This is a genomic window from Streptomyces sp. R35, assembly GCF_041053035.1.
Lineage (GTDB): Bacteria > Actinomycetota > Actinomycetes > Streptomycetales > Streptomycetaceae > Streptomyces > Streptomyces lutosisoli.
Map to the genome: position 1 here is coordinate 3,596,509 of NZ_CP163440.1, position 19,882 is coordinate 3,616,390.

Below are 19,882 nucleotides of genomic sequence, written 5' to 3' on the forward strand. Positions count from 1 at the left end.
CACTACTGCAGTGCGTGGACCGCGGCTGAGAACACCGGGGGCATCCGGGACGCTGCGGGAACGATGAGGCGGGCGGTGCTGGGACGGCGACTCGCGGCCAGCAGGGCCCCGGTCAGCAGCCGGTGGCGCCGGGTCAGCAGGACCCAGGCGCGCTCGTACTCGTCGGGTCGCCCGGCGGCCAGGCAGCGGACGGCGGCCCCGGCCGTCGCCAGCGCGAGGGCGATGCCCTCACCGGTGAGGGCATCCAGGTAGCCGGCGGCGTCGCCGACGAGCAGCACGCGGCCGGCGACTCTGTGCCGCACCCGCTGTCGCAGTGGTCCGGCGCCGCGTACCTCCGTCGCGGCCGGGCCGCGCAGCGACGCGGTGAGGGCCGGGAAGCCGGCCAGGTGTTCGTCGTACCCGCGACGGCTGCGGCTGAGGACCGCGACGCCCACCAGGTCGTCGCCGACCGGCGTCACATAGGCCTCGCCATGCCTGGACCAGTGGACCTCCACGAAGTCCGTCCACGGCTCGACACGGTAGTGCCGGCGCAGTCCGTAGCGGCCGTGGGGACGGCCCGGCAGTTCCAGCCCCAGGCCGCGGCGCACCGGGGAGTGCAGGCCGTCGGCGGCGATCAGCCAACGGGCCGTGGTTCCGGCGGCGGTGACCGTGTCCGCGCTCTGGCGCACCTCGCCGACCTTGCCCGTCAGCATCCGCACGCCGAGGCCGAGAGCGCGCTGGTGCAGTGCGGAGTGCAGCGTCGTACGGCGGATTCCCAGCCCGTTACTGCCGCGGAAGGACGCTTCGGCGCGGGTGGTGCCGTCCACGTAGCGGATGCCGCGCAGTTCGCGGCCGGTGACCTCGACGCCCAGTGCTCGCAGCGCGGCGACACCGCCGGGCATGACTCCTTCTCCGCAGGCCTTGTCCACGGGCGCGGTCCGGGGTTCGACGACGACGACCTCCAGGCCGGCGAGTGCGGCGTGGATGGCGGCGGCCAGACCTGCCGGCCCACCGCCGGCCACCAGTACGTCGATCACGCCGGAGCGGGCGTGGTCGGCATGGTCGCGGCGGCCAGCGCCCGGTTCTCGCAGCGGATGCGCACAGTGAGCAGGGCGGCGTTGAGCACCGCGAACACGGCGGCGGTGACCCAGGCGGTGTGGATGAGTGGCAGGGCCACGCCCTCGGCGACGACGGCCACGTAGTTCGGATGCCGTAGCCACCGCCACCGGTAGGGGCCGCTCGTCACCAGCGGCAGGCCGGGTACGACGATCACCCGGGTGTTCCAACGGGGTCCCAGGGTGTGGATGCACCACCACCGCAGTGCCTGGGCGCCCGCCAGCACGGCCAGCATCGGCCAGGCCAGGGCGGGTACGAAGGGCCGGTCGGCCAGCCACACCTCGGCCGGGCAGGCGACCAGCAGACCGGTGTGGAGGGCGACCATCGCCGGGTAGTGGCCCTGCCCGGTCACGGTCGCGCCGCGGGCGGTGCTCCACCGTCCGTTGCGGCGGGCGACGACGAGTTCGGCGACGCGCTCGATGGCGACGGCGGCCACCAGCAGTCCGTACCAGATCATGTGTCCTGTTCCCTTCGACGGTCCGAACTACCAGCGCAGCAGAACGAGTTCGCAAGCGAAGCCCGGCCCCATCGCCAGCAGCACACCCGGGGTGCCCGGCGGCGGGCGGCGTTCGGCCAGGGTGTCGCGCAGCACGTGGAGCACCGACGACGAGGACAGGTTGCCCACGTCGGCCAGGTGACGCCAGGTCACATCGAGTGCGTCGTCGGGCAGGTCGAGGGCCTCGGTGACGGCCTGAAGGACCTTGGGGCCGCCGGGGTGGCATACCCAGGCGGTCACGTCCTTCGGCTTCAGGCCGTGGTCGCCGAGGAACCCCTCGACGTCATCGGCGAGGTAACGGCGTACGACATCGGGGACCTGCGGGTCGAGGACGATCTGGAAGCCGGAGTCCTTGATGTCCCAACCCATGACGCGCCCGGTGTCCGGGTACAGGTGGCTGCGGGTGTCCACGATCGTCGGGCCGGCGGTCTCGTCCGGGCGTTCTGCGCCGCAGGCGACGACCGCGGCGGCGCCGTCGCCGAACAGTCCGGTGGCCACCAGGTTGGCCATGGAGGCGTCGTTGCGCTGGAAGGTGAGCGAGCACAGTTCGACCGACAGCAGCACCGCCACGTGGCCGGGCCGGCCCAGCAGGTAGTCGTGCATACGGGCCAGGCCCGCGGCGCCACCGGCACAGCCCAGGCCGAACAGGGGCAGCCGTTTGACGTCCGGCCGCAGTCCGAGGCGGCCGGCCAGCCGTGCGTCGATCGAGGGGGTGGCGATGCCGGTGACGGAGGTGAAGATCAGCAGGTCCACGTCGGCCGCGGACAGACCGGCCATGTGCAGGGCGTCTCGGACGGCCTTGGCGCCCAGGTCGGTGGCGGCGGCGATGAAGACGTCGTTGGAGGCGCCGAATCCATCCAGTTCCCCGTACCGTTCGAGTGGCAGCGTCATGTGGCGTGAGCGGACCTTCGCGCTGCGGTGCAGCCGGTCCAGGACCCGGCGGTCGGTGCCCTCGGGCAGGCAGGTGCGGGCCACCATGTCCGTGATCTCGGCCTGGGTGTGACGGTGCGGTGCGAGGGCACCGTGAACTGCGGCGATCCGCGTCATATGGTTCCCGTCCGGTTACCGACTGGGGTGAGTTGCTCCCCACGTGTTCCCCGGACCGGGGCTTCGACACCTTGGATCGCCCGTCCGGCCGTTCGTCCCGGGGGCGCGTGCTCCAGCCGGGTCGGGCCGGTGCGCCCTACCATCGGCCGGGTGGGCACTCCCGAGCAGTCGACGACCGGCGGCCCGGAGGCGCGTTGGGCCGGCCGGGTGGGCGGCCTGGCCGGGTCGTGCCACCCCGGGCCTGTCGTGGCGGTCACCGCCTTGATGGCCGCGCTGGCCGTGACCGCCGGCCAGGGCACCGCGCGTTGTGTCCTGACCGCCGCCGCCGTGCTGACCGGGCAGTTGTCCGTCGGCTGGTGCAACGACGCGTTCGACGCGCGCCGGGACATCGCCGCCGGCCGCCATGGCAAACCCGTCGTCGACGGCACGGTCGGTGTGACGGAGGTGTGGGTGGCCGCGTATGCCGCGCTGGCGCTGTGCGTGCCGTTGTCGTTCGCCTGCGGCCTGTGGGCGGGCGCCGTTCACCTGGCCGGAGTGGCGGCTGCGTGGGCGTACGACCTGCGGCTCAAGGCGACGGCATGGTCCTGGGCGCCGTACGCGGTGGGTTTCGCCGCGCTCCCGGCGTTCGTGGCGCTGGGGCTGCCGGGGCAGCCGTGGCCGGCCTGGTGGGTTGTCACCGCCGGGGCGTTCCTGGGGGTCGGCGCCCATCTGGGCGATGCGCTGCCGGACATCCGCGGGGATCTGGCGACGGGCGTACGGGGATGGCCGCACCGGCTGGGCCCGGACAGCGCGCGGTTGCTGCTGCCGGTGCCGCTGGTGGCCGCGTCCGCGGTGCTGGCGCTGGGGCCCGCCGGACCACCCGGCAGGTGGGGAGTGGCGGCGCTCGCGCTGGCCGGCCTGGTCGCGGTGGCGGGGACGGTACTGGGACGCCGCTGGGAGCGGGCTGCGTTCGCGGCAGCGGTCGCCGTGGCGGTGGTGGACGTGGTCTTGCTGCTGCTGCGCGGCACCGGGATCGCCTGACCGCGCCGCCTCGCACCGTACGAAACCCACAGGCGGAAGCGGGAGTTCCCGATCCCTGCTGTGGTTGCCGTCAGTTCGCGAATGCTGTCCGACATGCTATATCGGTGTTCATGGCATACGACGGTCGCAACTGCTCAATCTACAGTTGGCCAGGACAACCGTCCGACCCGGCAGCGAGATCGCTGGCCTCGCGTGTCGGCTGCCGTGATGTGCGACAGACCCCGACTCGAACCGCCCGAGTCACCCTTCGACGTGAAACTGCTTCCGGTGGCTCAGTCCGTGTCGCCCTCGCTCCGCAGATGTTCCTTCATCTTCGCGATGGCGTACCCCCAGCCCTGTTCCACCGTCGGCTTGGGCGGGATCGAAATTTCCTCCGGGTTGGTCAGTACGTCGAGCAATACGGGTCCGTCGGTGGCGAAGGCAGCGGTGACCGAATCGAGGAGCTGGTCCGGCTCGCTCACCCTGATGCCGGTGAGGCCCATGGCCGTGGCCACGGCGGCGAAGTCGGGGTTGTCCAGCTTCGTGCCGAACTCTGGAAGGCCGGCCTGTTCCTGTTCCAGCTTCACCATCCCCAGGCGCCGGTTGTCGAAGACGATGAGTTTGACCGGCAGGTCGTAGGTGCGGATGGTGATCAGGTCGCCCAGGAGCATGCTCAGGCCGCCGTCCCCGCAGAAGGCCACCACTTGCCGGTTCCTGTCGAGGAGTTGTGCACCGAGCGCCTGCGGCATGGCGTTCGCCATCGAGCCCAGGTTGTACGAGCCGAGCAGCCTGCGGGTTCCGTGCATCCGTACGAAGCGGGACAGCCACACGGTGGCCATGCCGGTGTCGGAGGTGAACACGGCATCCGGGTCCGCGGCCCGGTCCACGGCGGCCGCCAGGGCCTCCGGCCGGATCAGATGGTCCCGGTTGTCCAGCGCGGAACGGACCCTGCCGAGCAAGCCCTTGTCGTGGCGCGGCGAAGCCAGCTTCGACTGGGACTCCTGCCAGCCGTGGAAACGCTCACGGGCCTTGTCCAGATGGCCGCGTCCGCTGTGTTGCGCCAGCCGCTCAAGGAGACCGTGCACCGTGGGTCGGACATCGCCCACCAGGCCGGCGTCGACGGGCACCCGGCGGCCGATGTGTTCGGCGACCGCGTCGATCTGGACGACCGTCCTGCCGTCCGGATACCAGTCCCGGTAGGGGAAGTCCGTGCCCAGCAACACCAGAACGTCGGCGTCGTCCATCGCCTTGGCTGCCGCGGGGTTGCCGATCAGGCCCGTCTGGCCCACCTCATACGGGTTGTCCTGCTCGAAGCCCTCCTTGGCCTTCAGTGTCAGCACCATCGGGGCCGCAAGCCGGCCGGCCAGTTGCAGCACTTCCTCGCGTGCTTCCCGGGCGCCCCGGCCCACCAGTAGCGTGATCCGCTCCGCGGCGTCAAGCAGCCTGGCGGCCGCGTCCAGCGCGGCGGCCTCGGGGCAAGTGCCGTGGCCGGCCAGGGAGAAGCGCAGCGGCCGGTCCTCGGGGAGCTGCTGGTCGCCCAGGTCGCCAGGGACCGTCAGCACTGCCACGCCACGTCGGGCCACGGCCGTGCGTACGGCGGTCTCAAGGAGTCCGGGCAGCTGCGCGGGCGTGGTGATCGTGGCGCAAAAGGCGGCGACATCGCGGAAGAGCAGGTCGTTGTCGACCTCCTGGAAGTAGTCGCTGCCCATGTCGGCGAGGGGAACCTGGCCGGCGATGGCGAGCACCGGCGCATGGCTCTTGGCCGCGTCGTACAGGCCGTTGAGCAGGTGTACGGAGCCCGGCCCGACCGTGCCCATGCACACGCCTATGTTCCCGGTGAGCTGGGACTGGGCGCCGGCCGCGAAGGCTGCCGCTTCCTCGTGCCGGCAGCCGATCCAGGTCAGCTCTTCGGTGCGGCGGATGGCATCGGTCAGCGGGTTGAGTGCGTCTCCGACCACACCGAACACCTGCCGCACTCCCAGGGAGGCGAGTCCGTCCACGATGACCTGTGCGACCGTACGAGCCATGAGTCTTCTCCTCGTCAGACGGTGAAGCGGTCGGGGTCGGCAGCGGCCCAGTCGGCCGCCCACTGCTGCGGTGGCTCGGCGAGGAGCTGACCGGGTTCGAACCAGTCGTAAAGCTCCTCGTACGAGCGGATGGTGGCCGCGTCCAGGCGCCTGTGCAGCATGTGCGGGCGCAGCTCGTCGGGATGCTGAACGCCCATGGCCGCCATGATCTTCAGCGCGCTGCGCACCGTGGCCTGCTGGAAGCGGTCCACGCGCGCGGACTTGTCGCCCACGTCCAACGCCCGGGCTCGGCGCGGGTCCTGGGTGGTGACGCCGACCGGGCAGGTGTTGGTGTGGCATCGCTGGGCCTGGATACAGCCGACCGCAAACATCATGGCCCGGGCCGCGTTGGTGTAGTCCGCCCCCTGCAGCATCCGCTTGACCATGTCGGCGCCGGTGGCGACCTTCCCGCTCGCGCCGATCTTGATACGGTCCCGCAGCCCGGTGCCGACCAGCGCGTTGTGCACCGTGATCAGGCCCTCCGTCAGCGGGGTTCCGAGATGATCCGCGAACTCCAGGGGCGCCGCTCCGGTGCCGCCCTCGGCGCCGTCCACGATGATGAAGTCCGGAGTGACATCCTCCGCCAGCATCGCCTTGCAGACCGCCAGGAACTGCCGCCGCGAGCCGACGCAGAGTTTGAATCCGGTGGGCTTGCCGTCTGCCAGGGTGCGCATGGCGGCGATGAACGTGACCAGTTCGCGCGGGGTGGAGAACACCTGGTGGTAGGGCGGCGAGGTCACTGTTCGCCCCTGGGGCACCTCCCGCACCTGGGCGATCTCCGCGCTGACTTTGCCACCGGGCAGCACCCCGCCGATGCCCGGCTTGGCCCCTTGGGACAGCTTCAACGACACGCACTTGACCTGGTCGTGCGCCGCCTTGTCCGCGAACTCCTTCGCCTCGAAGGCGCCGTCCGCGGTGCGGCAGCCGAAGTATCCGGTGCCGATCTCCCATACCAGGTCGCCGCCGTGCCGCAGGTGGTACTCGGACAGGCCGCCCTCGCCGGTGTCATGGGCGAATCCCCCCATCCGCGCACCCCGGTTGAGGGCCAGAACCGCGTTCGCCGACAGCGCCCCGAAACTCATGGCCGACACATTGAGGAGCGCCATCTCGTACGGCCTGGTGCAGTCCGGGCCGCCGATGCGGACCGTGGGCGGCTCTTCCGGCACCGGCTTGGGGGCCATCGACGGGACGAAGAACTCATAGCCTTCCGCGTACACGTCCCGCTCAGTGCCGAAGGGCTCGTCCGCCTCGATGCCCTTCGCCCGCTGGTAGACGGTGCTGCGCACGTCGCGGTCGAACGGGCGGCCGTCATAGTTGCGCTCGACGAAGTACTGCTGCAGCTCAGGGCGGATGCTTTCGAGCAGGAACCGCAGATGTCCGACGACCGGATAGTTCCGCAGCACGGAATGCCGACGCTGCGTCACATCCCGCACCCCGAGCAGGGCCAGCCCCGTGAACACTGCCGCGGGAAGCCACCACCAGGACGAGAACACCACCGCCGACACCGTCAGAACCGCCAGTCCCACCGCGACGAGGCCGAGACCCACTGCCACCAGGTCCGGCATCAGCCGATACGGAAAGGGGCGCGGCGAAAAGCCACGCCGCTTGCCCTCCTCCTGGCCGGAGGGCGTGCGGCCGGCCTCGCCTTGGGCGGTCACCATCAGCCTCCAGAAGCGACGGACCGAACACGAGAGAGAAGGAGTTGGAGCACTGCATCACGCACGATCAGCGCCTGCGCATGAGCATGACGACGAGCACAATGATCACAATGAGGACGACAGTTCCGATGCCTATGTACATTTCAAGCCCCTCTTTCGTTTCCCCGTATCTGCCGACCAGATCGGCGTGCGCCTGCCCGGCTGGTCACGCCCGAGCCCACTACCGTGCTCGATCACGATTCCCACCGTTCGAGTACCCGTCCCACCGGCATTAAACGGCGAGTGCCCCCTGCCAGCCTGGTGCTCACAGGCGGCGCCAGCGCGCCGAGGCGAAGGAGAAGACGCCGAAGAGGATCAGCCCGATCGCGACGGCGACGAGCAGCCACGGGCCGATCGGGGTCTGGGTGAAGCTGCGGAGCGTGGCGTCTACGCCTTTTGCCTCGTCGGCGTCGAACTGGATGGCAGCGATCAAAATGAAGATGCCGGCTGCGGCGAACACGATGCCGCGTGCCACACCACCGCCGACGCCGAGGCCGGTGACGATCTGTTTCGTGCGGGAGGTCATGGCGGTGGTCTCGAGCTGTCGCAGGAACTTGCGCATAGCCGCCCGTGTCGCGAGCACCGCGCCGATGCCGATCAAGAGGCATCCCCCTGCAGCGACCAGGAACTGGCCGTAGGCCAGTTTCAGCACGGAGGCTGTCCAGTCCTTGGACTTCGCGTTGCCGCTGGAGCCCTGGCCGCCTCCCGCTGCGTATGTGGCGGTGGCCCAGCAGATGAAGCCATAGAACAGTGCCCGGCCACCGTCGAGGAGCCGCGAGGGAGTCTTCCGCTCGGGTCCCCTGGTCAGGACTGCTCGGGAGGCTCGCCACAAGGCCATGGAGCCAAAGCCCACGACCAGCACCCACAGCATGATCTTCCCGAAGGGCTGCTCCGCGATCTTCGCCAGCGCGCCCTGCCGGTCCGCCGACTTCCCGCCGCTGCCGAGGGCCATCTGGATGGCCAGGGCACCGATGAGGACATACACCACGCCGCGCGCGGCAAAACCCGCCCGCCCCGCGGCGGAGAGCGTCTCGTGCTCTGCGGTGCGGCGAACTGAGGACGCCTTGGTCCGGCCCCGCCCGTGTGCTCGAGTTGACATCACGAAGCCTTCCTCAGCCCGTCGGCCTCGGCCATCCCCTGGTCACGCAGGCGCGCACAAGTACCGCTGATCAGGCGGGAGACGTGCATCTGGGAGATGCCGAACTGCTCGGCGATGGTGCGCTGCGTCATCTCACGGAGGAACCTCATGTAGGGGATCTTCTGTTCGCGCTCGGGCATTGCCTGCAGCAGCGGCCGAAGTGCTTCACGGTTGACGATCCAGTCAAGGCCCGGCTCGACCTCGCCGAGGGTGTCGGCCAGGGCTCGGCCGTCCTCGTGGCGGACGGGTCCGGCGTCCACTGACAGCAGGGTGAAGCTCTCCAACGCCTCCTGGCCCAGGCGTACCTCTGTCTCGGTCAGGCCCGTGTACGCGGCGATCTCCGGGCCGAAGCGACGGCGCAGGCCGCTCGCGCCCTCACCCACGGGGAGCTTGACGGCGAGCAGACCGGCGATGAGGACCACCACCACGAGCAGGGCGATGAGGAAACCGGTGGACATGGCGTGCCTTCCGGTGGCTGAGCCCGCACTTCGGGCTGTGCACGGCCGGGTAGCCGTGGCCCAAGGCGCCAAACGGAATGACCCGGCGGATGTCTCCTACGGCATCCGCATGACAGCTGGATGAGGGCGCTCCGCAACCCTTCCCCGACCGAAGCCGGCGCACGGCCGACCGCATGTTCGTCACCGTGGCGGGTACCCGGTCGGCATGGCAGACCCCCGCGTACCCGGCACCGGGCTCGTCGAACATGTCATCTCGGCCCACCCCTGGCTGCCATGGCTGGCCGGTGCGGCCGCCATGGGTCTGTCCGGCAACCGCGGCGCACGCCGTGCCGCCCTGCGCGGCACCGGCTCGCTGGCCCTGGCTTCGGCAGCCGCCGCCATCGCCGCCAAGTCCACTTCAGGCCGACGGGCTTCCGGGCAGTACGTCGCGAGGGCGCTGCCCTGTGGGCACACAGCCTCCGCCGCCGCTTTCGTGACCGCCGCGATGCTGGAGTCGCCCTGGCTGGGGACCGCCCTCGCTCCCCTCGCCGCGGCAGCCACGGCCGCCCGTACCGGCACCCGCTCTCCAGGCGCCGTTCTCGAGGGGGTCGCGGTCGGAGTCGGCGTGGCGGTGGCCACCTGTCGTTGGTGGCCGCTGCATGTAGACCGGCCCGCCGACTCCGCACGGCCGAACGTCCCCGTCCCCGCGCTCCCCGCAGGGCGCGGGCTGATCGCGGTTGTCAACACTGGCGCGGGCGGCGACACCCCGACGGAGGCCGAGCTGCGAACTCTCTTGCCACAGGCGGAGATTCGAGTCTGTGAGAGTAGCGTCGATCTTCATCTGGTGCTTGGGCGAGCCGTCAAGGACGTGCTCGCCCAGGAGGGTGGCGCGCTCGGTGTGGTCGGCGGCGACGGGACGGTCAACGCGGCGGCGGTCCTGGCCTCCGAGAACGGACTGCCGCTCGCCGTGTTCCCCGGCGGCACGCTCAACCACTTCGCCACCGACCTCGGGCTGCCGACGCTCAAGTCCACCGCGGATGCCGTGGAGGCGGGCTTCGGCGGAGCCGTCGACCTCGGCCGGGTCACCGGCGACGGCCTCGGCACGTACTTCCTCAACACCTTCAGCATCGGCGTCTACCCCGAACTCGTCCGGGCCCGCGAAGCCCGCGAGACACGTCTCGGCAAGTGGCCCGCACTCTGCGTGGGCCTCCTGCGCGTCCTCGCAGACGGCACATCCAGCGAGGTCACCATCGATGGGCGACGCCGTCGACTGTGGCTGCTCTTCGCCGGCAACAGCCACTACGAACCCGCCGGTTTCGCCCCCTCCTACCGCCGCAGCCTCGACGACGGCCTGCTCGACATCCGCATCGTCGACGGAAGGCACCCCTTTGCCCGCACCCGGCTCATCACCGCGTTCCTCACCGGAACCCTCGCCCGCTCCCGCGTCTACCAGGCCACCACCGCGACTCGGCTGCGTATCGACGGCGTGGGAAGGACTGGGGACTACACCCGCGACGGGGAGGTCAGCCCGGCTGCCGACACACTCATTCTCGACAAGTCCCGGCGGGCACTCACCGTGTACCTGCCGGCGCCAGAGTGACCCGCCCGCCTCACCACGGCCTGAACATTGTCACGGTCTGGATGACCCTCAACTCCGTACGCAGCTCGCGACAGCTGTGGTCCGCCCACCTCAGCGTCGTCTCCGCACGCGGTGTACGGGCACTCTCCTCGACCATTCCCGGCCGATGTGCTCGAGTGCCGTGGATCAGTGGCGGGCCGGGGCCCGGCGCAGTTTGCCCGACATCAGGGTTGTCTGCGAGTCCGCTGTTTCAAGGCATGGGTCATGTGCGGGAGTTCCTCGTGCAGCAGCCGGCCGACCAGGGCGCCGCCGAAGACGACGACGCCCACGCCGACGAGCCAGGACTGGATGACCAGGACGGTTCCGAAGGGGCCGTAGGTGACGGCGCTGGATGCGATCAGCGGTGAGAAGAGGAGACGGGAGAAGACCCGCAGACCGAGAAGCCCGAGGGCAGTGGCTATCGCGCCGGGCAGCAGAGCGCTCCAGGCGATCCGCCCCCCGAGCAGCATCCGTTGCGACCACCAGAAGAACAGGACGGTGCTCAGCATTGCGACCAGTTGTCCAGCCGCGGAGTGACGCCACAGGGTGGTGGTGGCGGACAGATAGAGGGAGCCGATGAGTACGGCGAGCCAGACCACCTGCCGCCACCTGGCATACCAGCGGGCCGAGGGAAGCTCCCAGACCTTCTCGTAGCCGGTCTGCACCGCCGCCCCGAAGGACAGACCGAACACGGCGAGGGTGGCGAGACCGAAGGCGGTCGTGGTCTGCAGCGCCTGGCCGGGCCGGGCGAACAGCTCCTCAATGTGTTCCCTGGCGGCCCTCGACACACCGAGCCCATCGCCCAGCCACTGGGCGAACCCCCGCCCATGCCCCGGGTCAGTGGCGGAAACAACGATCAGCAGGGGCACCAGGGTAAGGAATCCGAGCGCCGCGAATCCCAAGGACCGCGGCCCCAGTTCGACATCGCTGCTCCGTCTCCATCCGCGCCCGGCCGGCGAGTCGCGGATCACGCGGCGCAGCCGGGTCAACCGATACGAGCGGTCCGCGGCATCGGAAGAATTCTTAGACATACATGTCGACTACCACCGCGGCGACACCGCCAACAGCCATGCAAAAGTCCCGTACTGCGTGTAACCGGCTCTGTCGGAGTCAGGGCGGCTGTTGTTTGCGATCCGTGAGGCGGACAACCCGAGGGGAGCGTCCGACGGCCGGCCAGGACGAAGGCGCTGCAGCGCACGGCGCGGTTCCCGTTGCAGCGATCCACGGCCCGATCAGCTGGACGAGGTCCTCCGGCGACCGCCCCGACCGCCTGATCAACTGTGGGGGCACTTCACGAGAGGGTCGAGTGACCCGTCAGAGCCGTTTCCTCGCGGGTCCGTTTCCTTGGCGCCTACCGGCCATCCCCAGGACGCAGTCTTTACCGGCCACAACCCCAGACGGTCGCCGCATCGAACCCTTCTCACCCGCATGCAGACGCGAGACCGGGGCACAGCCCCTTCGCGGCCTCTCCGGGTACCGATGCCCCTTGCGGCCTCAACTCGGCCTCAATGAGACCCGACAGGATCGCACTGAAGAGACAGCGAACGATCGCGCCGGCTCAAGGACGGGAATGGCTTCGGCAAGCTGGACCTGCGTGGTGTGCTGCCGCTTCCGCAACTCGGCGAGGCGGTGCACACGGGAGGCACTACGTCGAGCCTGAACAGGCGCGGCCACCTCGATGCCGAGATCGGAAACTACCGGTCGCCAGCTCACCGTCGGACACCGGGCCCCGTTGACCACTGGCACCCCCGTTGCGAGATCGCGCGGAAAAGCAGCAGCAGGACCTGACCCGCATCCGCGCCGAACGCGACGATCTTCGTAGCCAGGCGCAGCTCTTGGCCCGGATCGTCCAGGTCCTGGGGATCGAGAACCACCAGCTCAAGGAGGCCAGCACGAATCTGCGCAGGCAGTTGGCCGCCCAGGGAGCAGTCCGCGACCTGACCCGGCGACGTCGAACCTGACTCCGCGCTACGAGACGCAGGGGCAAACCCTTCGCTGGATTCGACGCCTTTGCGTGCGAAATATGCCCCCGCCCGGTATCCCCGGGGCGGGGGCATGGCACGGCCGGACCACATCACGGTCCGCGATAATTGACGGTTACCGCGTTGCGGTGGCCAGTGCCGCGCGGATGGCGTCCTCGCCGACCGGCTGGCCCTTCTCGTCGGAGTACGGCCCGTACGGTGTTCCCCACACCGGCGTGCCCGTCGCCTGCCGCCAGCTGTCGGCCAGCGTTCCCGCGTACACCACGCTGTAGCCGATGGAGTCGATGAATTCGGTCACCGCCGCCTTCGCCGGTGCGGAGTCACCGGCGATCGGCAGGTAGGAGCGGTCGGCCGCCCCAGCCAGGCGTGCGAGTGACAGCAGGTGCTTGAAGAAGATGTTGTTGAACGCCTTTACGAGCAGGGCGTCCGGGACGTACCGCAGAAGCAGCTCGCTCGAGGTGAGGGACTTGTTGTCGAGCTCGGGGATGTGCCCGTCACGCTCGGGGCCGTAGTTGCAGGTGTCGATGACCGTCTTCCCAGCCAGTGGCCCGGCGGGCACGTGGGGGAAGGCGCTGACCGGCACCGTGACCACGACAATGTCACCGGCCGCTGCGGCCTCTTCGCTCGTCGCCGCGGACGCCCGCGGCCCCAGTTCCGCGGCCGTGTCCACGAGCGTTTCGGGACCGCGCGAGTTGCTGAGCACCACCTGGTGCCCGGCCCCGACAGCGAGTTGCGCGATGGTCCTGCCGATGCTTCCGCTTCCGATGAATCCCACAGTCGTCATAATCTCAACGTCCTCCAGAAGGGCCGAACTTGCCGGTTGCCGGGCTCGTTACGATCCGGGTTCCCGCCGTCAGCCGGCGGGGAAATAATGACCGTTGTCCAGATCGGCGAGCAGGCCGGGCCGGGCGGGTTCCCAGCCGAGGGTCCGGCGGGTGATGAGGTTGGACGCCGGGTAGCTCTGCGTGACGATATTCGTGAGGAACCCGAAGTACCCCGGCGTCATCAGGGCATCGTTGGGAACGCTCACGGCGGGCAGGCCCAGGCGGCCGGCGATGGCCTCGGCGATGTCGCGGAACGGGATGCCCTCGTCCTCGACCGCGTGCCAGTATTTGCCGGCCGGCCCCTTCTCCAGCGCCAGGCGGAACAAGGTGGCGGCATCGCGGATGTGCACGGCGTTCCACAGGTTCGCGCCGTCGCCGGGGTAGCCGACGAACCCCTTTTCCTTCGCGAGCGCGATCAGCGTGGGGAGGAAGCCGGCACGATCGGTCGTGCTGTGCGCGATGTTGGCGATCCGCACGACCGAAGACCGCACCCCCTGCTCGGCGAGGTCGACAACGGCCCTTTCCACGACGTTGCGGACCCGCAGGGTGCCCTTGTGCTCCTCGCCGGCGGGGAGGGCCGGGTCCTCCTCGGTGGCCGGCCGCTCCAGGTTCCCGGGCGAGCCGATACTTCCCGCCGTGACCAGCGGCTTTCCGGTTCCCGCGAGTGCCTCGCCGTACGCGAGCATGATCGGGAGCTCTGCGGCGGCCACGGCGTCGAGCCCGCCGGAGGGCAGCAGATCCTGCCTGTGGGCGACGTGGATGACGCCGTCCGAGTCCGCGGCTGCCTCCTTGAGCCCGTCGAGATCCTTGAGGTCGCCGCGACGCACCTTCGCGCCGAGCGCGGACAGGGCCGCCGCGGAAGCGTCCGACCGGGCCAGGCCGGTGACCTCGTGCCCGGCGGCGATGAGCTCGGGGATGATGTACGAACCGGAATGGCCGGTCCCTCCAGCGACGAATACGCGCATCTGACTGTCCTTGTGAGGGTAGGTGCAGGGTCTTTTCGTGCCGTAAGTGAACTGGCGTAATGCGGCACGAGAAGTGGTGGTAGGGGTGCGCTCAGCCGAGAAGGGTGACGCCGAGGGAGAAATTGGTGTGCTTGACGGAGTGGTTCATGAGGCCCAGCTCCAGCAGGCCGACGTTCTCCAGTGTCCGCGCCATGGACAATTCCCCGGTGTCCCAGGGGCGCAGCCCCAGGCTCTCGACGAACGCCGACACGCGTGCCTTCGCCTGCGCGTCGTCGCCGGCGATGAACACGTCCAGAGGGCGGTCCTCGGCCGGGCCGGCCGCCAGGACGTGGGAGAACACAGTGTTGAACGCCTTGACGACATGCGCGTCGTCGGGAGCCGCCTTGGCGATCTCCTGTGCGCCGGAACTGTCGTCGGGGACGACGAAGCCCTGCAGGTCGGGGGCTACGGGGTTGGTGATGTCGACGATGATCTTGCCGCGCAGTGCGTCCCCGTACTCCCTCACCACCGCCTCCGCGCCGGCGTACGGCGCGGCGAGGACAACGATGTCCCCGACCGGAGCGGCCCCGGCCGTCCCGGCCGTGGCGCCGCCGAGCGTGGCGGCCAATTCCTTGGCCTTGGCCTGGTCACGGCCGATGATCTCGACGACGTTGCCGCCGGCGAGCGCCCGGCCGGCCAAAGCACGGGCCATGTTTCCCAGTCCGATAATGCTGATGCTGCTCATCGGTGTTCCTGCTTTCCGGGCTTTGGCCCTGCCGTCAACTTTCAGTGTCGAACTTCTTGGGTCGAATTCATTTCGGCGCCCTTAAGCGCCTGTTTTCAGGCTGCCATTGGGTCTGCGTGAGTGTCCAAGACCTCTTGAAGCTGTGGTGATACCCTGAAGGCATCACCGGGCCGGGAGATGTCATGGATCTGGATCTGGATCTGCGCAAACTGCGTTACTTCGTCGCCGTGGCCGACCGGCTGCATTTCGGCCGCGCCGCCGATGAGCTCCATATCGCGCAGCCGGTGCTCAGCCGGCAGATCCGCGCGCTTGAGAAGGATCTCGGCGCCTCGCTGTTCACCAGGGATCGCCACGGCGTAGAGCTGACGGACGCGGGCCGGCAACTGCTGGCCGACGCCGGTCCGCTGCTCGCCACAACCCACGCGGTCCGCCGCCGGGTGTCCGCGGCCGCCAGCGGCAAGCGGCGGCTGATGGTCGGTTTCCGGGCCGGCATCCCGGTCATCCCGGCGGCGCGGGCGTTCGAGGACCGGCACCCGGACGTGGTCGTGGACGTGCAGCGGATCGAAGGGGACGACCAGGCTGCGATGCTGCTCGACGGCCGCATCGACGTCGGCTATGTGCGGCTGCCCATCGAGGAGGCCGGCCTGCGCGTCACTCCGCTGTACACCGAGCCGCGGGTAGCGGTACTGCCCGCCGGACACCGGTTGGCCGGCAAGGAGGAGGTCACCGAGGCCGACCTGGCCGGCGAACCGCTGGTCTGGCACGGTGACCCGAGCACGCAGCCCACCAAGCGCCCGCACCCTAATGCCGGGTACCCGGTGCGCGGGGTGGACGAGACACTCGAGCATGTCGCGGCCGGACGGGGCATCTCCTTCCTGGCCCGTTCGGCGTCCGTGTTCTACTCGCATCCAGACGTCGTCTATGTCCCCATCCCGGAACTGGCGCCCGACCAGGTGTGCCTCGCGGTGGCGGCATCGCACACCTCGCTGGTAGTGGATGACTTCGTCGTTGCGGCTCAGTCGACGGCCGAGGTCACGGCAGAATGTGGGAACTATGAGATGTGGCAGCTTGGAGGCGATGCCGCCGCAAGGCGCGCTTGAGCAGTTCGACTGACCCCGTTCATCATGCGCTGAAGAGTGAAACAGCCTGACGGAGTGGTGCTGTTGCGGCTGACCTCTGAGACGGTTCCGTTCTTCGGCCAGCAGTTGTCTGAGGGGCCCGGAAGCACCTGAGACCGACTGGAAGTACGTGCTGCGGACGCGGCTCAAGTCGGCTGATCGCCGTGTCGTCGGAGCGGAGCCGTTCACCGACGGTCTGCCAGTTCGTAGCGTCGGGAGTCGGTCCCTGGGATCCAGAACCCGACGGCGGGTTCCAGCCGGACCTGTTGGCTGCCCGCCTGTTGGCCTTTGTTTCGGGCTGGCGTGGCCGAGATGGGCCGCTCACTGATGATCAGCGTGAATGGTTCAGCTGGCTCGGTCGAGAAGTCAACGCCGTGCTGCCCCGCGGGAGAGCGCCGCGGTGGAGTGGATGAGGGGGCTGCAGTCTCCGGCTGGCAAGTCTCCGGCTGGCAGAGGTATGTGATCAGCCGTCTGTTCGAACCGGCGGCGCGTCAGCGCCCTGGGCCGAGACGACGGCCTCGAACTCCTGCAACCTTCGAGGGTCGCCATTCTCCCCGGCGGCTTCTGCTGCGGCCTTCAACAGGCGGGCGGGGCGGGGTGGCCAGTTCCGCAAAAGCCTGCAATGCCAGGTGCCGGGCGGCTGGTGTCGCGTGCCGGCCGGTGCAGCCGCGTGACCGGTAGCGCGTCCAGCCCGGCCGCGGAGTGCCGAGTCAACTGGACACTTCCTCCCGTCGCCGGTCATCGCTGGCTGTGGCGGGGATGGCGTTGTCAATGAGGACGGCGGCGATGGCGGCGGCGGTGGGGAAGGCGTCGGCGTTGAGGACCCGGGTGCGGGCCGCAGCGCCGTCGATGAGCAACGCGAGCTGCTCGCCGAGCTGTTCAGGGTCGGCGGCGCCGGCTTCGCGGGCGGTGTCGGCGAGCCGCGCGGCGACGGCCTTCTTGTAGTCGCGTGCGTACTGGGACGCGGGGTGCTCGGGGTCGTGGAGTTCGACGGCGGCCGCGATGTAGGGGCACAGAGGGGTGGTAGGGGGGATGTCGAAGGCGGCGAGGAGCCGTTCGCGGGGCGTGAGGTCGGTGCGGTCGAACACGCCGGACAGAACGGAGGGGTCGAACCGGCGCAGGTACTCGGCGACGAGTTCGTCCTTGCCGGCGAAGTGCTGATAGGCCGTGCGCTTGGACACCTCGGCCGCCGCGCAAAGCTGGTCCATGCCGGTGCGGTTGATGCCCTGCTCGCGGAACAGCTGCTGGGACGCGCTGAGGATGCGCTCGCGGGCGCCCCGGCCGCGGCGGCGGCCCGTGGGGCCCTTCTCCAACTCCGTCATGGGTCCAGGGTACCCCAGCCGGGTAACGACCGGTGTACATAGTTTGCGCCCCGACGGCTCACCCCGTACCGTAAGCACACAGGGCGGTGTACATAACACCGTCGCCCCAGGTACGCACGGCACCACCGACCCAAGGGAATGACTATGGGAAAGCTTGACGGCAAGGTCGCGGTCATCACCGGCGGCACCACCGGCATGGCGCTGGCCGGCGCGAAGCTGTTCGTCGACGAGGGAGCGCACGTCTTCATCACCGGCCGCCGCCAGGACGCCCTGGACGAGGCCGTGAAGCAGATCGGCCGCAACGTCACCGGCGTCCAGGGCGACGCCGCCGACCTGGACGACCTGGACCGCCTGTACGACACCGTCAAGCGGGAGAAGGGAAGCCTCGACGTGCTGTGGGCCAGCGCCGGAGGGGGCGAGCCCGCCCCGCTCGGCGAGATCACCGAGGCCCACTTCGACGCCGCGTTCCACCTCAACGCCCGCGGCACCCTGTTCACCGTCCAGAAGGCCCTCCCGCTCTTCAACGACGGCGGCTCCATCCTCATGACCGGCTCCAACGCCTCCCTCGGCGCCTTCCCCGGCTGGAGCGTCTACGCCGGCAGCAAGGCCGTCCAGCAGGCCTGGGCCCGCGTCTGGCTCAACGAGCTCAAGGACCGCCGGATCCGCGTCAACGTCCTGACCCCCGGCCAGGTCGCCACCGCCAAGCAGGAAGAGCTCTTCGACGAGGCCACCAAGCGCCAGTTCGAGTCCCTCATCCCCCGCGGCCAGATGGGCCGACCCGACGAGATCGCCACCGCCGCCCTCTTCCTCGCCTCCGACGACTCCAGCTACGTCAACGGCATGGAACTCGTCGCCGACGGCGGCACCACCGCCATCTGAACCGAACAACCACAACCAGGGCAGGACTTCTCATGAGCAACATCAGCATCATCGGCACCGGGAACATGGCCCGCACCATCGGCGCGCGGGCGATAGCGGGCGGCAACACCGTCGAGGTCATGGGCCGCGATCAGTCCAAGGCCGCTGACCTGGCCAAGGCTCTCGGCGGCGGCGCCACGGCGGGAGAATGGGGCACCGCCCCGGCCGGGGACATCGTCATCGTGGCCCTGCTGTACGACGGCGTCGTGCCGGTCGTCGCCCACTACGGCGACGCTCTCGCGGGCAAGGTCATCGTCGACATCAGCAACCCCTTCAACTCCACGTTCGACGGGCTGGCCCACCGCGAGGAGACCTCGATCGCGCAGGAAGCCGCCAAGGCCGCCCCGGCAAGCGCCAGCGTGGTGAAGGCGTTCAACACCATCTTCCGCCACGTCCTGGAGAAGGGTCGGCCCGACGTCTTCATCGCCGGCGATGATGCGCAGGCCAAGGCAAGTGTGGAAGCGTTCGTCGAGAGCCTCGGGCTGCGCCCGCTGGACGTCGGCGGCCTGAAAATGGCGCACTGGCTGGAAGGAGCGGGCCTGGTCACGGTGGGCCTCGCCAACCACGGGGTGGGTAACTTGGACTTCGCCCTCAGCATCACCGAACTTCCCGCCTGAGTTAACGGTTGACGGATCGCCGAAAGGACTCGCCAAGTGAGGCCGTGGCGAGTCGGCGGGGTAGTCGTCCCGCACGTCCTTCTCGAAGGCGAAGATCACTTCCGTCAGGTCGATGACCGCTCCGTCCAGCCGTGCTTCGGCCGCCTCCAGCCCCCGGGCCTCCGGGCAGCCGTCGGTGAACTCGGCGAGCAGCCTGGTCACGCGCGTTTGGGTCTGGCTGTTCGTCAAGGCCGCAGCCCGGTGGCGTGCGCAGCTGGACGACCAACTGCGAGCACCGATAGTTCCCCGGGCCGATCACGCGCCGCATGGCTGTGCCCTTGGGATTGATGTAGATCAGCTCACGCGTCCCGATCCGGGACACCTGCTGCCCCGCTCACACGGCTTCCCCGCCTACCGGGACCTGCGTTCTCCTCGTCTGGGCATCAGACCGCCTGCCGTTCTGCCAGACGGCTCGCGTTGTCGGCGTAGGTCTTGTTCTGGTCGTTTCACTCCGTAATCGCCCTCGCAACCAGCAGGTTCGTCCGCCGGATGTAGCGCAGAGACCGCATCGTGGAGCTGGCGTGTCCGAGCAGCCGCTGAACGATCAGCAGATCGTCGAGGTTGGCGTGTTCGGCCAGCAAAGCATCCTGTCCACCCTCGGCGATCTTCTTGGCGAGGGAGGACAGGATCATCTTGGTCAGGATTTCCAGCACGATCACGGCGTTCGCCGCCTTCTCTGGCAGCATCTCGACCGCGCGCCGCCGGGCATCGAACCCGCCCTCACTACCGTGGCGAAAGGAGTGCCGTAGGCCGTTCCATCGCCGGCACCACTCTGAAGCG

19 protein-coding genes are annotated in these 19,882 nt (G+C 69.5%); 7 read left to right on the forward strand and 12 right to left on the reverse strand.

Annotation, left to right across the window (positions count from 1 at the left end; genetic code table 11):
- Window positions 1-2: 2 nt before the first annotated feature.
- The 3 genes from AB5J50_RS16560 to AB5J50_RS16570 are packed head-to-tail and all read right to left on the reverse strand — an operon-like array spanning window position 3 to window position 2,638.
- Window positions 3-1,016 carry an NAD(P)/FAD-dependent oxidoreductase gene (locus AB5J50_RS16560; RefSeq protein WP_369258796.1) on the reverse strand — a complete coding sequence of 338 codons (1,014 nt, stop codon included), beginning with the start codon at window positions 1,014-1,016 and terminating at the stop codon, window positions 3-5.
- A complete protein-coding gene (locus AB5J50_RS16565; protein ID WP_369258798.1) occupies window positions 1,013-1,552 on the reverse strand; it encodes an isoprenylcysteine carboxyl methyltransferase family protein in 540 nt (179 codons plus the stop codon). The genes AB5J50_RS16560 and AB5J50_RS16565 overlap by 4 nt, the downstream gene beginning before the upstream one ends.
- Before the next feature lie 27 nt (window positions 1,553-1,579).
- Complete coding sequence (locus AB5J50_RS16570; RefSeq protein ID WP_369258799.1) at window positions 1,580-2,638, reverse strand: type III polyketide synthase; 1,059 nt, start codon at window positions 2,636-2,638, stop codon at window positions 1,580-1,582.
- A gap of 150 nt (window positions 2,639-2,788) precedes the next feature.
- On the opposite strand from AB5J50_RS16570, the gene AB5J50_RS16575 reads away from it, so the two are divergent.
- A complete protein-coding gene (locus AB5J50_RS16575; protein ID WP_369258801.1) occupies window positions 2,789-3,658 on the forward strand; it encodes a UbiA family prenyltransferase in 870 nt (289 codons plus the stop codon).
- Between the two features lie 272 nt (window positions 3,659-3,930).
- On the opposite strand, the gene AB5J50_RS16580 is transcribed toward AB5J50_RS16575, so the two are convergent.
- The 4 genes from AB5J50_RS16580 to AB5J50_RS16595 all read right to left on the reverse strand — a co-directional run bounded on the left by AB5J50_RS16580 (window position 3,931) and on the right by AB5J50_RS16595 (window position 8,996).
- Window positions 3,931-5,664: a thiamine pyrophosphate-dependent enzyme gene (locus AB5J50_RS16580; RefSeq protein ID WP_369258803.1), complete on the reverse strand. Its 1,734-nt coding sequence runs from the start codon at window positions 5,662-5,664 to the stop codon at window positions 3,931-3,933.
- A gap of 14 nt (window positions 5,665-5,678) precedes the next feature.
- A complete protein-coding gene (locus tag AB5J50_RS16585; protein ID WP_369265418.1) occupies window positions 5,679-7,268 on the reverse strand; it encodes an FMN-binding glutamate synthase family protein in 1,590 nt (529 codons plus the stop codon).
- A gap of 397 nt (window positions 7,269-7,665) precedes the next feature.
- The gene (locus AB5J50_RS16590; RefSeq protein WP_369258805.1) at window positions 7,666-8,499 is read right to left on the reverse strand and encodes a DUF1206 domain-containing protein; all 834 of its coding nucleotides are present in this window, start codon (window positions 8,497-8,499) and stop codon (window positions 7,666-7,668) included.
- On the reverse strand, window positions 8,499-8,996 hold the full coding sequence (locus AB5J50_RS16595) for a sigma-70 family RNA polymerase sigma factor (RefSeq protein WP_369258807.1): 498 nt from the start codon (window positions 8,994-8,996) through the stop codon (window positions 8,499-8,501). The genes AB5J50_RS16590 and AB5J50_RS16595 overlap by 1 nt, the downstream gene beginning before the upstream one ends.
- 205 nt (window positions 8,997-9,201) lie before the next feature.
- Between AB5J50_RS16595 and AB5J50_RS16600 the strand changes: the two genes are divergently transcribed.
- A complete protein-coding gene (locus tag AB5J50_RS16600; protein ID WP_369258809.1) occupies window positions 9,202-10,575 on the forward strand; it encodes a diacylglycerol kinase family protein in 1,374 nt (457 codons plus the stop codon).
- A 203-nt stretch (window positions 10,576-10,778) separates the two neighbouring features.
- Here AB5J50_RS16600 and AB5J50_RS16605 read toward each other — a convergent pair whose 3' ends face one another.
- Window positions 10,779-11,624: a YhjD/YihY/BrkB family envelope integrity protein gene (locus AB5J50_RS16605; RefSeq protein WP_369258811.1), complete on the reverse strand. Its 846-nt coding sequence runs from the start codon at window positions 11,622-11,624 to the stop codon at window positions 10,779-10,781.
- Window positions 11,625-12,344: 720 nt separating this feature from the next.
- Here AB5J50_RS16605 and AB5J50_RS16610 point away from each other — a divergent pair.
- Entirely contained in the window at window positions 12,345-12,554 is a 210-nt protein-coding gene (locus tag AB5J50_RS16610; RefSeq protein WP_369258813.1) for a hypothetical protein, read from the forward strand.
- Window positions 12,555-12,690: 136 nt separating this feature from the next.
- On the opposite strand, the gene AB5J50_RS16615 is transcribed toward AB5J50_RS16610, so the two are convergent.
- From AB5J50_RS16615 to AB5J50_RS16625, 3 genes are all read right to left on the reverse strand, one after another.
- Window positions 12,691-13,350 carry an NADPH-dependent F420 reductase gene (locus AB5J50_RS16615; RefSeq protein ID WP_369265419.1) on the reverse strand — a complete coding sequence of 220 codons (660 nt, stop codon included), beginning with the start codon at window positions 13,348-13,350 and terminating at the stop codon, window positions 12,691-12,693.
- A gap of 78 nt (window positions 13,351-13,428) precedes the next feature.
- Window positions 13,429-14,364, reverse strand: a complete 936-nt coding sequence (locus AB5J50_RS16620) for an SDR family oxidoreductase (protein WP_369258815.1) — start codon at window positions 14,362-14,364, stop codon at window positions 13,429-13,431.
- 91 nt (window positions 14,365-14,455) lie between these two features.
- The gene (locus AB5J50_RS16625; RefSeq protein WP_369258817.1) at window positions 14,456-15,088 is read right to left on the reverse strand and encodes an NADPH-dependent F420 reductase; all 633 of its coding nucleotides are present in this window, start codon (window positions 15,086-15,088) and stop codon (window positions 14,456-14,458) included.
- A 188-nt stretch (window positions 15,089-15,276) separates the two neighbouring features.
- Between AB5J50_RS16625 and AB5J50_RS16630 the strand changes: the two genes are divergently transcribed.
- Window positions 15,277-16,188, forward strand: coding sequence for a LysR family transcriptional regulator (locus AB5J50_RS16630; RefSeq protein ID WP_369265420.1), 912 nt, complete (start codon window positions 15,277-15,279; stop codon window positions 16,186-16,188).
- A gap of 728 nt (window positions 16,189-16,916) precedes the next feature.
- Here the strand turns inward: AB5J50_RS16630 and AB5J50_RS16635 are convergent.
- Window positions 16,917-17,528 carry a TetR/AcrR family transcriptional regulator gene (locus AB5J50_RS16635; protein ID WP_369258819.1) on the reverse strand — a complete coding sequence of 204 codons (612 nt, stop codon included), beginning with the start codon at window positions 17,526-17,528 and terminating at the stop codon, window positions 16,917-16,919.
- A 144-nt stretch (window positions 17,529-17,672) separates the two neighbouring features.
- Between AB5J50_RS16635 and AB5J50_RS16640 the strand changes: the two genes are divergently transcribed.
- The 3 genes from AB5J50_RS16640 to AB5J50_RS16650 all read left to right on the forward strand — a co-directional run bounded on the left by AB5J50_RS16640 (window position 17,673) and on the right by AB5J50_RS16650 (window position 19,851).
- Window positions 17,673-18,407: an SDR family NAD(P)-dependent oxidoreductase gene (locus AB5J50_RS16640; protein ID WP_369258821.1), complete on the forward strand. Its 735-nt coding sequence runs from the start codon at window positions 17,673-17,675 to the stop codon at window positions 18,405-18,407.
- Between the two features lie 32 nt (window positions 18,408-18,439).
- Window positions 18,440-19,063 (forward strand): NADPH-dependent F420 reductase, encoded by a 624-nt coding sequence (locus AB5J50_RS16645; protein ID WP_369258823.1) that lies wholly within the window; start codon window positions 18,440-18,442, stop codon window positions 19,061-19,063.
- 560 nt (window positions 19,064-19,623) lie between these two features.
- Window positions 19,624-19,851 (forward strand): hypothetical protein, encoded by a 228-nt coding sequence (locus tag AB5J50_RS16650; protein ID WP_369258825.1) that lies wholly within the window; start codon window positions 19,624-19,626, stop codon window positions 19,849-19,851.
- The last annotated feature ends 31 nt before the right edge of the window (window positions 19,852-19,882 follow it).